This is a genomic window from Clostridium sp. OM05-9, from assembly GCF_003481465.1.
In the GTDB taxonomy this organism is placed as follows: domain Bacteria; phylum Bacillota; class Clostridia; order Lachnospirales; family Lachnospiraceae; genus Coprococcus; species Coprococcus ammoniilyticus.
On record NZ_QULF01000007.1, the window covers coordinates 53923 to 70881 of the forward strand.

The window sequence follows — 16959 nt, forward strand, 5'->3', positions numbered from 1 at the left end:
GCTGACATGGAAAAGTTTTATGTGTCTATGGGGTTACATAAGAGAAAAGAGGGATACATTTGGAGATAGGCAAAATCAGCAATTATTCAGATTTTCTGAGCCATATTGAATATCCCGCAGTTGTATTCTGCGAGGATGGAGAAGTTTTAAGTATCAATAATGCGGCAGTAAAACTGGTCGGCAACCAGATTGATTCGATCACGATGGAGCCGGATAAGTTTATGTCCAGTGATGAGTTTTGGCCAATTTTAAATGAGAAGAAAACGATTATCTGGCATCGGCTTCTTCTGAATATAAATAAGAAAAAAAGACTGGTTGTAAGTGGATTTGTCAATCAGTTTGAATATAACGGGAAAAAGGCATATATGGTACTGTTTGAACTGCGTTCTGATGTAGCAATCGGAAGTATGAGTCTGGAACGTATCATTAACCATGCGGGCATTCTGGCACTGTATCTCTACAAGCCGGACAGCAGATGGCAGACTCGTTATGTAACAAAGAATATAACGGAATTCGGATATAAAGAAGGTGACTTTTACAGTGGAGCAGTAGGGATTCGCGATATTATAGTTAAGAATGACTATGATATTCTGATCGGGAATCTCTATAAGGCGGAGAATACAGGACATACGGATTTTGAGATGAAGGTACGTTTTGTATCGGCAGAGAGTGCAATCACTACTATGATGCTGAACTGTCACATCGTAAAGTCGCCGGATGGATGTGCTGATGGCATTGAATTATTATTTGTAAAAGAAAAAAAGCATTCCTATGATGGGGAAAAAGGTGAATATATATTATCTGTTATGAACAAGATCAAGAGTCTTGTGATGGTAAAATCCATTAGCAGAGGACATAGTACATTGAAATACATTACACCGAATGCCAGATTACTTGGAATGAATGTGGATGCACTTATGGCGGGAAATAAACTGACAGAAGACTATATTCATCCACAGGATCGCGCAAGAGTTATTCAGAATGCGAAGAATGTGTTAAAGAGTGGTGGATCCGATTATGAGGACGAGTATCGTATCGTAGATGATTATGGAAATGTCAGATGGGTTCGTTCCCAGAACAGTATCACACAGGCAGGGGATTCTTCTTATACGATTGAGTTCTTTATAACAGATATTACAGAAAACAAGAAGCTGCAGAACAGTGTAGAGGAGGCTAAGAAAGAGTATGAAGACAAGCTTTCTTACATTATGAACACGACTGTAGATGAGAATGAATATACGAGCGAGAGTATCGATAAAGACAAATGGAACAGTATTGTAAAAGCATTTGCAAGCTTAAGCGGGCTATATTCAACGGTTGTATCTCCGGCGGGAGATCAGCTTGTAGAACCGGCAGGACCGTCTCTGCATATGGGAAGCTTTTATGATCTTTTTGAAAAACCTCAGTATAAGAGCATCATTGTGAAGTTAAATGAGGTGATCCTTCAGAACAATGTTCCGGTCATTATGGAGATGGATGACGGTATAGATGGAAGTATTATCTGCGGAGCCCCGATTAAGATTGGAGAGAAACACATTGCAACCTGGATCCTGTGCGGATATGATACAGCAGATGTTACAAAGATGAAGAAGGTCTATAAGATCCAGTGGAATATGTGCAATATCTTCTCAGAATATGCATATAATGACAAGGTCCTGTCCAAAGAAGCAGAACGGAGCAAATCTGTTGAGATGTTGTTAGAAGAGAAGATCCAGAGACAGAAGATTCTGACAGAAGCACTCAGTTCCATGGACAGTGATGATAATAAGACGATCAGCAATATTTTGGAAAGAACCAGTGATTATCTGGGAATCGATGTTATGGCGATCTATTCCCTGAACGAAGATCAAGAGTATATGTGCAGTCATATCTGGTCAAGAGAAAAGAGCATGTCTGCAGAAGAATATGTGGAAGAATGGCAGCGGGGCAAGAAATTCTTTGCACACAGCAAGGAACGTTCTTACGACTGCATTGTAGCAGATAAGAACCATAACTTTAAGAACTTCCAGAGCAATATGGAGCAGATCGGTGTAACGAGTTTTGTCGCACTCAGCATAGAGATCAATAATATCATCAGCGGTTGTATTGTTATGGCGAACAATCATACAGATAAGATATGGTCAGAGGATGATATTGAATTTTCGAAGGATATTCGAAACGTCATTCAGGGTATCCTTGCCAGAATAGAGGGTGATGGCAACATTCGAATGGTAAATAAGCTTCTGGTAGATACTTATAACCATATCAAGATCGGCATCTTTATCCGTGATGAAGAGACCGGAGAGGTATTGTTCTCCAATCAGCCGTTAAACGATATGCTTGGATATGATTTTACAGGAAAAGATAGTAAGACACTGATCCGTGATCTGAATGATACATTTAAAGGTGTGTCAACGGTCCAGAAGCCATTTCTGACCGAACGGAAAGAAGTGAGCTGGAGAAGTTATATCAGACAGTTCGATAAGATCATGGATTTATCCGAAGTCAGCATGAAATGGCTTGACGGAAGAAAGGCATCTCTTGTAATATTAAGGGATGTACAGGATTAACAGTAACCAGAAAGGGGACCAATCATGGCAAGTTCAGATATCGGTATAGATTTAGGTACCGCCAGTATATTGGTATATGTAAAAGGCAAGGGCGTTGTATTAAAAGAGCCGTCCGTAGTTGCCTATGACAGAGATACAAATAAAATAGTAGCGATCGGTGAAGAAGCCAGACTGATGCTTGGAAGAACACCGGGAAATATCGTAGCGATCCGCCCACTTCGTCAGGGCGTTATATCAGACTATACAATAACAGAAAAGATGTTAAAGTATTTTGTCCAGAAAGCAGTGGGAAGAAGTTACTTTGGAAGACGTCCACGTATCAGTGTATGTGTGCCTTCGCAGGTAACGGAGGTGGAGAAGAAAGCAGTAGAAGATGCAACTTATGCAGCAGGTGCAAGAGATGTATCGATTATAGAAGAACCGGTGGCAGCAGCAATCGGCGCAGGAATTGATATCTACAGACCATGTGGTAATATGATCGTCGATATCGGTGGCGGAACTTCAGATATTGCCGTTATTTCCCTTGGCGGCCCGGTTGTAAGTGCTTCCATTAAGGTTGCCGGAGATGATTTTGATGAAGCAATCGTGCGTTTTATGAGAAAGAAGCACAATCTTCTGATCGGTGAGAGGACCGCAGAGGAGATTAAGATCAAGATCGGAACCTGTTTCAGAAGACCGGAGAACATCACACTGGATATCCGTGGCAGGAATCTGGTAACCGGACTTCCAAAGACAGTAACAGTAACATCAGATGAGACAGAAGAAGCGTTGCGTGAGCCTGCATCCCAGATCTGTGAAGCCGTTCATTCCGTTCTGGAACGGACACCTCCTGAGCTGGCAGCAGACATTGCAGACAGAGGTATCGTATTGACCGGTGGTGGAGCATTGCTCCACGGACTGGAAGAGCTTCTGGAAGAAAAGACAGGAATTACAACCATGACTGCAGAAGATCCACTTCGTGCAGTTGCTATCGGAACAGGAAAATATATCGAATTACTCAACAGTAAGACAGAGTAACGCAGGAGACTTGTTGTGATAAAAGAAGGTTATGTTGAAAAAGTTATCTATAAAAATGACGACAATGGCTACGCCGTTTTCACTGTAGAAGGTGAAGACGGCGAAGACATTTTTGTCGGAACCCTTCACGGTATCAGTGAAGGAATCTACATATCTGCAGAAGGGGAATATGTCAATCATCCCCAGTATGATCTCCAATTCAAATTTACATCCTATGAAATCAAGATGCCGGACGATATGGTAAGTGTAGAACGATATCTGGGTTCTGGTATCATTAAAGGTGTCGGTGAGGCACTTGCAAAACGTATCGTAAAGAAATTCAAGATGGATTCTCTGCGTATCATTGAAGAAGAGCCGGAACGACTGGCAGAGGTCAAGGGTATCTCGGAGCGGAAAGCAAGAGAGATCGCAGTCTCTTATAATGAAAAGAAAGAGATGCAGGATGCGATCATTTTTCTGACCGGATATGGAATATCGATCAATCTGGCAGTGAAGATCTTCAATGAATACGGTCAGGAGATGTATAAAATCATCCGGTCAAATCCATATAAGATCGCTGAGGATATCAGTGGTGTCGGTTTTAAGACGGCGGATGAGATCGCTGAACGAATGGGAATCAGCAGTGATTCGGATTTTCGTATCAGGGCAGCATTGTTATATACATTGTTAAATGCGAGCCAGCTTGGGCATATGTATCTTCCGAAGCAGATGCTGGTGGCAAAGACGTATTCACTTCTGGTGGATGACAATGTGCCATATAATGAAGAACTGGAAAATGAGATCGGAAGCCAGATTATAGAGCTTCAGATGGCAGGCAAGGCGATCGTAAAGGAGCTTGACGGAGCTGTAATTGCGGTCTATGCTGCGGCAAATTATTATATTGAGCTGAATTCAGCAAGAATATTGTCAGATATCGATCTGGATTTTACATCAGAGGATCGTCCACTGGATAAGATGCTTGCACAGATCGAGGAAGTAGAGAAGATTACACTGGAAGAAAAACAGAAACTTGCGATCAAGAATGCAGTCAATAACGGCGTGGCAGTGATCACAGGTGGACCGGGTACGGGTAAAACAACAACGATCAATGCCATGATCAAGATGTTTGAGAAATTGAATCTGGAACTGTTGCTTGCAGCACCGACCGGACGCGCTGCAAAGAGGATCACCGAGGCAACCGGATATACGGCACAGACGATCCACCGGCTTCTGGAACTGTCCGGTGGCGGGATTGATGAAGAAGGAAACAGTTCCACCTATACATTTGCAAGAAATTCAAACAATCCGTTAGAAGCGGATGTAATTATCATAGATGAGATGTCGATGGTAGACAGCAGCCTGTTTTACAGTTTACTGCAGGCGATCATGCCGGGAACCAGACTGGTGCTGGTAGGGGATTCCAACCAGCTTCCATCTGTTGGACCGGGAAATGTATTAAAGGACATCATTCGTTCGGAAGTATTTTCCGTAACAGTGTTGGATAAGATATTCCGACAGGGCGAGAACAGTGACATTATCACGAACGCCCATCTGATCAATGCGGGAAAACAGCTTGCGATCAATAATAAAAGCCGGGATTTCTTCTACATACCAAGACAGGGATCACAGGATATTATCGCAGAATTGAAACATCTGATCTTAGACAGTCTGCCTGGGTTCTTCCAGGTCGATCCGATGAACATTCAGGTGCTTACTCCGATGCGGAAGTATGAGCTGGGTGTTGAGAATCTGAATAAACGGCTGCAGGAGATCCTGAACCCACCGAACAGAAGCATACCGGAGAAAGAGAAAAATGACGTTGTATTCCGTAAGGGTGACAAGGTCATGCAGATCAAGAACAATTACAAGCTGGAATGGAAGATCATGGATGCAAAAGGACGCTTCGTGAAGGAAGAGGGGGTAGGTGTATTCAATGGGGATGTCGGTTTTGTAAAAGAGATTGATGAGTTTGATCAGAAGATTGTTGTCGAATATGATGATGGAAGACTGGTAGATTACCTTTACTCCCAGCTTGATGAACTGGAACATGCATATGCTATCACAATACACAAATCACAGGGAAGTGAGTATCCGGTCGTGGTGATTCCGCTTCTTACAGGTCCGGCAAAGCTGCTGAACAGGAATCTGCTCTATACGGCAGTTACAAGGGCAAGAAAGGGTGTTGTGATCGTAGGCAATATAGGTCTGGTTAAGACGATGATTGATAATATCGACGAACAGAAGCGGTATACGACATTTGCAGAACGACTGGTAGAACTGGCATAAATCAGGAGAGGGATAATTTCCGAATGCATTGAATGTGCGAAGCACATGATATAACAGGAAAAGCAATAAAGGGGGCTATATATGCAGATACAGAACAAATGGAACCGGGCAATGATAGATCTGGTATTTCCAAGACGATGCCCAATCTGTGATGAGGTTATGCCGTATGGTGCAAAAGGAATCTGCGGAAAACATGAGTTGCTGCCATATGTGACAGAACCCACATGTATGAAATGTGGAAAAAGTCTGGATGACGAGGAGTTGGAATACTGTGCAGACTGCAGGACGCATACCCGGAGCTTTGAACGGGCATATCCGGTCTTCCGGTATGTGGAACCGGTCGCATCCAGTGTGCTCGCGATCAAATATCACAATAAACGGGAATATGTGGAATATTATGGAAGTCTTGTTGCAGAACGGATCCGGAAAGCGGGACTTGCAGAACGGCTGCAGATCATTTTGCCCGTACCGGTTCACAGAAGTAAATTACGGAAACGGGGATATAATCAGGCGGAGCTGTTGGCAGATGTGGTAGGACGGAGACTGGATATTCCGGTAGATAACGGACATCTGCTCCGTGTGTCGGATACGACACCACAGAAGGAATTATCACCGCTTGAACGTGCAAATAATATAAAACAGGCATTAGAGGTCCGGGCACTTCCGGCGGAATGGAAGACGGTCTTATTAATAGATGATATTTATACGACAGGTGCGACAGTGCAGGCATGTACGGAAGCATTACAGGAGGCTGGCGTGGAACAGGTCTATGTCGGAGTGATATGTATAGGAGAAGGTCGATGAGCTTGCATCGGCCTTTTCTATTTGTGTAAGTTATGAGTCATGATCTGAGCTCGCATGAAATGGACAACTGCCGCAGGTTTTTATATGACACTTGGATTATAGAAGGTTCTGTGTTAGAATAAACAATGTCTGTGGACACTTTGTATTTGCAGACATTGTAACGATATAAAAATGAAAAAAGGCATATTGCCTGGGAGAAAATATGAAATTTCGTCCATGCATCGATATACATAATGGAAAAGTGAAACAGATCGTTGGCAGCAGCCTTCAGGATGAAGGAAATGCTGCAAAAGAGAATTTTGTATCTGAGTACGATGGCGCAGCATTTGCCCGGATGTATAAGGATGCGGGTATACAGGGTGGACATATTATCCTGTTGAATCCGGCGGGAAGCGAGTATTATGAGGAGGATTGCTATCAGGCAGAGCTGGCACTTACGGAATATCCGGGAGGCTTGCAGATCGGTGGCGGTATCAATGCGGAAAATGCCGGACGGTTTCTTGACATGGGGGCATCCCATGTGATTGTTACATCGTATGTATTTAAAAATGGAGAGATCAACTATGACAATCTGGAAGCCATCCGACGGGCAGTTGGCAAGAATCATCTGGTACTGGATCTGAGCTGCAGACGATGCGAGGATGGTTATTATATCGTGACAGATCGCTGGCAGAAGTTCACAAAGGTAAAAATGACGGAAGGAACACTGGATATGCTTGCCGGTTACTGCGATGAATATTTGATCCATGCGGTGGATGTGGAAGGTAAGGCGTCCGGAATCGAGACACATATTGCCGAGCTGCTTGGAAACTGGGGCAGGATCCCTGTGACCTATGCAGGCGGGATCGCGTCCTTTGAGGATCTGGATAAACTGAAGCTGCTTGGCAGAAACCGGGTTGATTTTACAATCGGAAGCGCACTTGATATCTTTGGCGGACATATGCGGTATCAGGATGTCGTGCGGTATCCGGAGCAGTAAGAGCTGGCTAATTGTTATGGTATAAAAGTGAAAGACATATGGAGCCGGGAGGCGACGTGTTATAAATATATGTACAGTTGAGAAGGTATCGTACATAAAGAAAATATGGAGGGATAATAAAACATGAGAAAAATGAAAAAAGTTGCTGTTCTTTGTCTGACTGCGGCGATGACCATGTCACTGCTTGCAGGCTGCAGTGGTACAAAGAAAGATGCAGATGGAACGACCGCTGAGACGACAGAGGTTACGACGGAAGCCGAGTCCACTGAGGAAGAAGAAACGACAACGGAGAAGGCAACCGAAGAGGAAACAGAGGAGCCAACAACAGAGGCACTGGGTGTTTCAGATGGTGATAAAGTCATCAATATCAATTTTGATGATAAGGATACGGATGGTTTCCACACCTATACGAATGGTGGAAATGAAGAAATGACCAATGAGGATGGAGAGCTTCACATCAACATTAAAAAGACAGGAAGTGCGGATTATGCAAACCAGATCTATTACGATGGCTTTCGTCTGTATCAGGGATGCGTTTATGAATATTCCTTTGATGTAAGATGCGATATTGAGCGTACGATCGAATGGAGATTACAGATCAATGGCGGAGATTATCATGCATATACCAGTGATGTGATCACAATCGGGCCGGAAACACAGCATATTACAGCACAGTTTACAATGGAAGAGGAATCCGATCCTGCACCTCGTCTTTGCTTTAATATGGGAAAGCAGGAAGGTATGACCGGAGACGAAGCAGAGCATAATATTTATTTTGATAATATCTTATTAGAGGCAGTTGATGCTTCCGGTGCACAGCAGGTAGAAGCAACACCGGATCCTATGGCTATCAATGTGAACCAGGTTGGTTATCTGACCGGCGATTCCAAGGTTGCTACTGTGATCGGAAAAAATGCAAAGTCATTTGAAGTAATAGATGTAACATCAAACAAGTCCGTATATTCAGCAGATCTGCCGGAAGAAGCTACCTACGATCCACCATCAGAGATGTTCTGCAAGCAGGCAGATTTCTCATCCGTAAAGGATGCAGGAACCTATAAGATCAAGACAGATGATGGAGAAGAATCCGCAGAGTTCAAGATCGGTGATGATATCTATGGTGACCTGTATAAGGATGTTGTACTGATGCTGTATAACCAGCGTTGTGGAGCAGAACTTGACAGCAGCATTGCAGGCGAATTTGCACATCCTGCCTGCCATACAGGAGAAGCGGTTGTATACGGGACTGATAAGAAGATCGATGTGACAGGCGGCTGGCATGATGCCGGAGATTATGGCCGTTATGTTGTATCCGGTGCCAAGACGGTACAGGATCTGTTTATGACATACGAGGATAATGGATACAAGGCAGATGATATTGGTATTCCGGAAAGCGGAAACGGTGTTCCGGATATCTTAGATGAAGCAAGATATGAACTGGACTGGATGCTTAAAATGCAGGATGACAATGGTGGTGTATATCACAAGGTAACCTGTGATGTATTTCCTGAGACGGTTATGCCGGAGAAAGAAACAGCACAGTTGATCGCATGTCCGATCTCAAATACAGCCACCGGAGATTTTACAGCTGTTATGGCAAAGGCGTCTGTTCTATATAAAGAATACGATGCAGATTTTGCAGCAAAATGTCTGGAAGCATCAAAGAAAGCATACGAATATCTGAGTGGCAACATGGATGCGCACGGATTCTCCAATCCAGATGATATTGTAACCGGTGAATATCCGGATACCATTTTCCGTGATGAAGCAATCTGGGCAGCAGTAGAATTGTATGCAGCAACCGGAGATGATTCCTATAAGAAAGCAGCCGATGCGATCATTGAGGGCGACGATATTGTAAACTACGGACTTGGATGGGCAGATGTCGGATATTATGCCCTGTACGATTATATTAAGTATGACGGCGGTTCAGCTAAGGCAAACGAACTGTTCTTCAATGAAGTAGATAAGACGGTAGAACAGATCAAAGACAATGGTTTTGGCGTATGGGTATCACCAACTAAGACATTTGCATGGGGAAGTAATATGAACATTGCAAATAAGGGAATGTTACTTCTGATGGCAAACAAGCTGAAGCCAGATGCAGACTATGTAAAATATGCTTCCTATCAGAGAGATTACCTGCTTGGAAGAAATGCAGTCGGCTATTGTTATGTAACAGGCTTTGGTACAAGAACTCCGCTTCATCCACACCACAGACCATCTCAGGTATTAGATGTAGCAATGCCGGGTATGTTAGTTGGCGGAGCAGACAGTAATCTGGAAGATCCATATGCGAAGGCTGTTCTTCTGGGCAAAGCACCGGAGAGCCGCTATGCAGACAATGCACAGTCATTTTCCTGTAATGAGATAACAATCTACTGGAATTCTCCATTGATCTATCTGCTGTCAGGTCTGGGTAATACAAAATAAAAAAAGAATACACACACATGAACATGCAGCCGGCAGGGGTATCTGTTCGGCTGCACTGATATAAGAGAGTTATAGTTATGGACACAATAAAGAAGTTATTAAAAAAAGAGATTGTAAGATATGTAATAGCGGGTGGAGCCACGACAGTTGTAAATATTGTTTCATTTTATCTTCTGCGGATGTTCACCGGCTTATCCAGAAGCGGAGCGAATGTCATAGCGATATCGCTGGCGATCCTGTTTGCATTTTTTGCAAATAAGTTTTTTGTATTTACGGAGAGTAGTAAGAAGGATGCCGTGACTTTAAGCCGGGAATTTATATCCTTTGTCGGAACCAGGCTTCTTGCCATGCTGGTCGAAGTAGTTGGAACGAATCTGTTATGTGATTCCTTCCGCTGTAATGAATTCTTATCCAAGATCATTATTCAGTTCTTTGTAGTTGTGATCAATTATGTATTTGGCAAATGTTTCGTCTTTAAGAAAAAAAAGCCGTCTATACGGTTGTTTATGAAGAAAAACTATATTATTCTTCTTGCCGGACTGCTTCCGGCTTGTTTCCTGCTGGGAGTATGGATAGCAGAAAAGATCGGACCATTTGGCGGGAATAGTCTGACCATGGTGGACAGCCTGCATCAGTACCTTCCGTTTTTTTCTGATTATTATGATAAGCTTCAAAATGAAGGAAGTCTGTTTTATACCTGGGATATCGGTCTTGGAAGCAATATGCTGTCGATCATTGCCTATTATATTGCCTGCCCGATCAATTTCCTTGTGGTATTGTTCAAGCAGGAGCATATCTATATTGCGATGAGCTTGTTTATCGGAATCAAGATCATTTTATCCGGTATGTCATTTGCTTATTATATGCGGGAAAAATGTGAGGAACAGGGGAAATATCAGGCAGTGATTCTGATCTTTTCAACGGCATATGCATTAAGCAATTATATTATCGGTTATTCCTGGAACTTAATGTGGATGGATTGCATCCTGATCCTTCCGCTTATTATGGCGGGCTTTGAACGGATGACAGAAACCGGGAATTATAAGTTATATGTGCTGTCCCTGTTCTATGGATTGATGTGTAATTATTATATTTGTTTCATGATCTGTATTTTCCTCGTTATGGAATTCCTGCTGACCAATCATAAGAGCATAAAGAAATTCTTTACGGATGGTTTCCGTTTAGCGGGCTGTTCCTTATTGGCGGCCGGAATGGCAGCATTTCTTCTGATTCCGGCGTACCTTGGACTGAATACAACCGCTTCGGCAAACCGTGTATTTCCGAAAGCAGAATGGTATGGAAGCATCTGGGATCAGATCAAACAGCTTTTTTATCTGACAAAGCCGATCAAGAACCAGCAATTTGACGGCGGGCTGAATATATACTGTGGAACGATCTGTTTTGTTCTGCTGTTTGTATATCTGCTGAACCGTAGGATCAAGCTGTGGGATAAGGTTAAAAATGTGATCATACTTGTAGTTATATTTGCAAGTTTTAACAACCAGCTTTTGAATTATATCTGGCATGGCTTCCATGATCAGTATGGAATCCCGAATCGTTTTTCATTTCTGTTCATTTTCCTGCTACTTGCCATGTGTTGTGAAGTGCTGATGAAGCTTCAGAAGAAGGATATCCTGTCAGTTATGCTTGGAATTGCCTGTGGATATGCATTCCTGATCCTGGCGACAAAGAAGTGTACACTGGAAAAGGAAACTTTGTTATGGACAGAGATCTTTATAACAGCATACGCAGTATGCATGGTCGGCTTCACATTGACGAAGGGTATGTGGAAACGGATCATATCCTATGTGCTTCTGATTGTCTGTCTGGTTGAGACAACGATCAATGGAATTAAGGGATATGACAGCAATGGTTATGTAGATATCAGTCAGTATTTTGGTCTGGAATCGGAGATCCGGAATGCAATTGATTATCTGGACTGCAAGGATAAGCCATACCGGGTAGAGATGATGAATACAAAGATCGTAGACGAACCGACCTTTTATAATCTGAAAAGCGTCTGTCTGTTTGGATCGACAGTATCTGCAGATCTGGTTGATATGATGCATGATCTGGGATATTACACAGGAGCAAATGAGTTTCTGTTTGATGGTGGAAATACAGTATCCAATTCCCTGCTTGGTATAAAATATCTGCTTCAGAGGGATGGCGAGTATAATTATTTTGATGTGAATTATGTAAATGAGGTGGATGGTATACGGTTATACGAGAATCCGTATGCATTGAGCCTTGGTTATATGGTCAATAATGATCTGTTGGATTATGATGGCGATATCGGAAATATGTTTGAGACGCTGAACCAGTTTGTGAAGCTGTCTACCGGTGTGCCGGGAGTATTCTCTGAATTATATCCGGAGGTATCCACATACAGTGATAACTGTGAGGTAACGCGTCAGGGAGATCTGAGTGAGTATTATTCATACAAGCGTACCGATAGCAGCACCTGTAACTTCCAGTTGAGCTTTGATATTACGGATGAGACGAATGATATTTATATCATGGCGAATTGCTCCGGTATCAACAAGGTTCGTATCTATATTGACAATGAAGAGAAGAATTATGAAAGACTTCAGAATCAGACCTATCATGTCGGACATCTGGTAAAGGGACAGAAGGTAACGGTTGAGTATTGTTTCCGCGATACCCAGGCAAATACAGGAACTGCCCGGCTGATCGTTGCAGATATGAACTGGGAATCCTTCCTTCAGGCATATGATATCCTGCAGAGCCAGCAGCTTCTTATCGGAAAGATGGAAGATGGATATGTGAAGGGTTATATTACGATCTCATATCCGGGACTGCTGTTCACATCGATCCCATATGATGCCGGATGGACAGCATATGTCGATGGCGAAAAATATGAGATTGACAAGGTTGGAAATGCATTTATTGCATTGAAGCTTGCTGCGGGTGATCATGTGATCGAATTCAAATATTTTCCACCTGGTCTGAAACTTGGACTGATCCTTACCTTTGCATGCTGGCTGCTGTTTGGCTTCCTGTGTGGAAGAAGACAGCTTCAGAACCGGAACGCGGAGAAAACATCAGGCAGGAGAAAACGCAGAACACAGAGTGCCGGCATAAATGAAACGGAGTCGGATGCAACAAGTGATCTGCCAGAACCGGACGACCGGAGCCTGTCAGTAGATGAAGCGGTGGAGCAGACAGAACCGGAGACTTTAGATGATGATTATTATAAGCATGTAGATGAGATCCTGAAGGATGTATTTGATAACGATCCAAAATAAAAAACAGGCATTATAACCATAATGCGTACGCTTTTGTGAGCCGGGAATTGACAGATGTATAACATATATAAAAAACAGGGCATATGGAACCTTGAAATTTGTTTATATCTGCCAGATTCCTGGAGATAGTGTAATCAGTGCATTAGTGATATCTAGTAAAAAATATCAAAAAAGGCCTATAGATTTTATGAAAAATCTATAGGTTTTTTTATCATCTCGTTGACCTTAACATTCATTTATAATATAATAACATGTGGAGTCAAAGTATTAGATTCAAAAAAGTAGAAATAGAGGTGCATCAATGGAGAAAATTAAGGAGTTGGGTTGGAAACCGGTCGCAGCAGCCGGTGCGGTACTTGGTCTTCTGGCAGGTATCTTAGGTGTTGCAGGTGTAGGAGTGGGTGCTCTGATCGTTGGAATACTTGCTGCAGTTGTAACATTTGGAGGAGTATTCATCATCTGTGGTGACGGTACGAGTGGAAGTGGCGGAAAGGGAGATAAATATAAAAAGTTATTTATGAACCTGCCAATCGGTTTTGCACAGGCAAAGATCATAGATGATCCTGTAAATGGTGTCAGTTATCAGATCGTAGATGCAAACGAGATCTTTGGTGAGTATTTCAAGCTGGATGTCAGTGATTACACCGGCAAGAACCTGAAAGAAAGCAAGATCGAGGTCCTTCAGGATATCAATGCCTGGTTTACGGCATATAATAACTCCGGAACAAAAGAAGGAGATCTGATGGATGTTGAGATCACAATGGAATCTCTTCAGAAGGTATTTAACACCGTAATGTATAAGTCAGAAGCAGATTACATTAACATGGTGGTTATTGATATCACAGATCAGAAAGATACAGAGAACAAATTGTCCAAGGCAATTGTTGATGCGAATGCAGCCTATAAGACACAGGCTGAGTTCCTTGCAAATATGAGCCATGAGATCCGTACACCTATCAATGGTATTCTGGGTATGCTCCAGCTTACACTGATGGCTGATGATCTTCAGGCAGATTACAGAGATAACCTTGTAACAGCAAAGAACTGTGCGGATACACTGCTCCGACTGATCAATGATATCCTTGATATCAGTAAGCTGGAAGCAGGAAAGTACAAGATCAAAGAAGAAACATTTGATATCAAACAGGCGATCGAGGAGACGGTTGCTGCTCAGGTACCACTTGCAAATAATAAGGGGTTACAGCTCGACTGTTCATTTGGAAACAATATTCCAAAGCTGGTAAAGGGCGATGGACAGAGAATTCAGCAGGTATTAAACTGCCTGTTATCAAACGCGATCAAGTTTACGTCAGAGGGAAGTGTACGTGTTAAGATCGCATCCATGGATATGGAAGGGGAAAATAAGGTTAAGATCCGTATGGCAGTTGCAGATACCGGTATTGGTATTTCAGAGGCTAACATGAGCAAGCTGTTTATCCGTTTCAGCCAGGTTGATTCTTCTGATACAAGAAGATATGGTGGATCCGGCCTTGGCCTTGTAATCACAAAGCAGATCGTTGAACTGATGGGTGGCAATATTCAGGTTCAGAGTAAGGAAGACATTGGTTCTACGTTCATCGTAGAAGTACCTATGAAGGTTGTAAAGGCATCGGATGATGCATCAGTAGAGATTGAGCAGGAAGAAGAACCGGCTGTATTTTCAATCAATGCACACAGCAAGGCAAGAATCCTTGTAGCTGAGGATGAACCGGTTAATCAGCAGGTAATCGGTAAGTTACTTGGTATGGCAGGCTTCTCTTACGATATTGCAGAGAATGGTCAGAAAGCAGTTGAACTCTTCAAGCAGAAGATTTACGATGCAGCGTTATTTGATGTACAGATGCCTGTTATGGATGGTATCGCAGCTACACAGGAGATCCGTGAGATCGAGCAGAAAGAGAAGAGAAAGAGACTTCCAATTATCGCAGTAACAGCAAGAGCCATGTTTGGTGATAAGGAACGTATTCTTGAGAATAAACTGGATGATTACATAGCAAAACCATATAATCTGAACGATGTTGTTGAGACATTGAACAAATATATTGATGATTAACATAAGGAGGTCATTTGACAATGGCAGGTAATTTTTTTCAGAATGCATTTGAAAAGACAAAGTCATTAGCTAATCAGGCAGTTGACAGCACAAAGTGTGCTGCACAGAAGACAAAGATAAAAGGCAAGATCTCATCTGAGAATTCCAATCTTGACAGAATCTATACAGAGATCGGAAGATATTATTACAACCTGAACAAGGAAGAAGCACCGGAGGAGATCAAGCATCTGTTTGACAGTGCTGCAAAGGGATTAGAGAATATTGCAGCTCTGGAGAAGGAATACAGAGAAGTAGAAGAACAGGAACACCGTATCATGAACAGTGGCAATCAGTATCAGCAGACACCACCACAGGGTATGTATAATCCGCAGATGAACGGAATGCCACCACAGGGTATGTACAATCCACAGATGAATGGAATGCCACCACAAGGCTACAATCCACAGATGAACGGAATGCCGCCACAGGGCATGGCACCGCAGATGAACGGAATGCCACCACAGGGTATGGCACCACAGATGAATGGAATGCCACAGCAGGGCATGTATAATCCACAGATGAACGGAATGCCGCCACAGGGTATGGCACCACAGATGAACGGAATGCCACCACAGGGTATGGCACCACAGATGAACGGAATGCCACCACAGGGTATGGCACCACAGATGAATGAGATGCCACCACAGCAGAATCCTGCACCTGCTCCACAGGCAGGACCTGTACAGGAATCCGTACCTGCAGTTGCACCGACATCCCAGCCGGAAGCGGTTCCGCAGAATGAAGAAGTATCCCGGTAGTGAGTGCATAAGGTCAGAGAAATGCAAAAATCCAGATAAATATCTGCAAAATGCGTATATGACAAAAAGAAGCACAAACTTCAGAAATTACATAAGAATCAGAAAAAGATCTGTTACGCCAGGTCTTTTTTTGTTGCCTGAAAAGGGATAGATAAATGTGTGCAAAACTGACAGATATTAAATGATTGTGTCAAGTTAAGAATGGTAAAAATTAGTTTATTTTCTGCGTATTTACAATGTTTTTTCGGGATGGTAACGTATGGATACGCTGATGGCAGGACATCAGAAAAATGAAAAAAAGGAGAGTGATACAGCGTTTGTTTTTGAGAAGACATTAATGATCCTGTTGGTAAGTGCAGCAGTAGTTCTGGATTTCAAGACATGGAGGATTCCGAACTGGCTGGTATTGATCGGGATGGAAACCGGGATATTTGTGACGATCCAGAGAGAGGGCTGGAGAATGGGAGGCATACAGGTGGTACTTGGTATTGTCCTTCCGGTTGCATTGCTGTTCCTTCTGTATCAATTTGGATTCCTGGGAGCCGGAGATATCAAGCTGTTTGCAGCCCTTGGTGCATTTATCGGAATGGAGGTCTGGCGGATCGTTCTGTATTCGTTTCTGTTTGGTGGGGTTTTGTCTTTGCTGTATATGGTAAAGAATGTATGGATCCCATGGCTGAAGCATCGAAGACGAAGACGGCACCGAAGGAATAAGATCCATTTTTCCATGGCAATATTACTGGGATGTCTGTTGTATTGCCAATGGGGTTGATATTTGAAGAAAGAAGCTGGG

The 16959-nt window shown here is 42.9% G+C and carries 10 protein-coding genes; all 10 read left to right on the forward strand.

Annotation, left to right across the window (positions count from 1 at the left end; translation table 11 throughout):
- Positions 1–59: 59 nt before the first annotated feature.
- Positions 60–2549, forward strand: a complete 2490-nt coding sequence (locus DXB77_RS12110) for a PAS domain-containing protein (RefSeq protein WP_118663454.1) — start codon at positions 60–62, stop codon at positions 2547–2549.
- A 24-nt stretch (positions 2550–2573) separates the two neighbouring features.
- Positions 2574–3566: a rod shape-determining protein MreB gene (gene mreB, locus DXB77_RS12115; protein ID WP_021944010.1), complete on the forward strand. Its 993-nt coding sequence runs from the start codon at positions 2574–2576 to the stop codon at positions 3564–3566.
- A 15-nt stretch (positions 3567–3581) separates the two neighbouring features.
- Positions 3582–5831, forward strand: coding sequence for an ATP-dependent RecD-like DNA helicase (locus DXB77_RS12120; protein WP_117784690.1), 2250 nt, complete (start codon positions 3582–3584; stop codon positions 5829–5831).
- Positions 5832–5912: 81 nt separating this feature from the next.
- On the forward strand, positions 5913–6635 hold the full coding sequence (locus DXB77_RS12125) for a ComF family protein (RefSeq protein ID WP_117808563.1): 723 nt from the start codon (positions 5913–5915) through the stop codon (positions 6633–6635).
- A 202-nt stretch (positions 6636–6837) separates the two neighbouring features.
- Positions 6838–7614: a phosphoribosylformimino-5-aminoimidazole carboxamide ribotide isomerase gene (gene hisA / locus DXB77_RS12130; RefSeq protein ID WP_117808564.1), complete on the forward strand. Its 777-nt coding sequence runs from the start codon at positions 6838–6840 to the stop codon at positions 7612–7614.
- Between the two features lie 123 nt (positions 7615–7737).
- A complete protein-coding gene (locus DXB77_RS12135) occupies positions 7738–10047 on the forward strand; it encodes a glycoside hydrolase family 9 protein (protein ID WP_118663456.1) in 2310 nt (769 codons plus the stop codon).
- Positions 10048–10124: 77 nt separating this feature from the next.
- Positions 10125–13316 (forward strand): GtrA family protein, encoded by a 3192-nt coding sequence (locus DXB77_RS12140; RefSeq protein WP_118663458.1) that lies wholly within the window; start codon positions 10125–10127, stop codon positions 13314–13316.
- A gap of 301 nt (positions 13317–13617) precedes the next feature.
- Positions 13618–15369: an ATP-binding protein gene (locus DXB77_RS12145; protein WP_117808567.1), complete on the forward strand. Its 1752-nt coding sequence runs from the start codon at positions 13618–13620 to the stop codon at positions 15367–15369.
- A gap of 20 nt (positions 15370–15389) precedes the next feature.
- Complete coding sequence (locus DXB77_RS12150) at positions 15390–16166, forward strand: hypothetical protein (RefSeq protein WP_117808568.1); 777 nt, start codon at positions 15390–15392, stop codon at positions 16164–16166.
- 259 nt (positions 16167–16425) lie between these two features.
- The gene (locus tag DXB77_RS12155; protein WP_117808569.1) at positions 16426–16938 is read left to right on the forward strand and encodes an A24 family peptidase; all 513 of its coding nucleotides are present in this window, start codon (positions 16426–16428) and stop codon (positions 16936–16938) included.
- The last annotated feature ends 21 nt before the right edge of the window (positions 16939–16959 follow it).

What these genes read in the sequence shown, in the direction of transcription:
- DXB77_RS12140 (WP_118663458.1), top strand. Translation starts at nt 10,125, where the DNA reads ATGGACACAATAAAGAAGTTATTAAAAAAAGAGATTGTAAGATATGTA.
- DXB77_RS12150 (WP_117808568.1), top strand. Translation starts at nt 15,390, where the DNA reads ATGGCAGGTAATTTTTTTCAGAATGCATTTGAAAAGACAAAGTCATTA.
- DXB77_RS12125 (WP_117808563.1), top strand. Translation starts at nt 5,913, where the DNA reads ATGCAGATACAGAACAAATGGAACCGGGCAATGATAGATCTGGTATTT.
- DXB77_RS12145 (WP_117808567.1), top strand. Translation starts at nt 13,618, where the DNA reads ATGGAGAAAATTAAGGAGTTGGGTTGGAAACCGGTCGCAGCAGCCGGT.
- hisA (WP_117808564.1), top strand. Translation starts at nt 6,838, where the DNA reads ATGAAATTTCGTCCATGCATCGATATACATAATGGAAAAGTGAAACAG.
- mreB (WP_021944010.1), top strand. Translation starts at nt 2,574, where the DNA reads ATGGCAAGTTCAGATATCGGTATAGATTTAGGTACCGCCAGTATATTG.
- DXB77_RS12155 (WP_117808569.1), top strand. Translation starts at nt 16,426, where the DNA reads ATGGATACGCTGATGGCAGGACATCAGAAAAATGAAAAAAAGGAGAGT.
- DXB77_RS12135 (WP_118663456.1), top strand. Translation starts at nt 7,738, where the DNA reads ATGAGAAAAATGAAAAAAGTTGCTGTTCTTTGTCTGACTGCGGCGATG.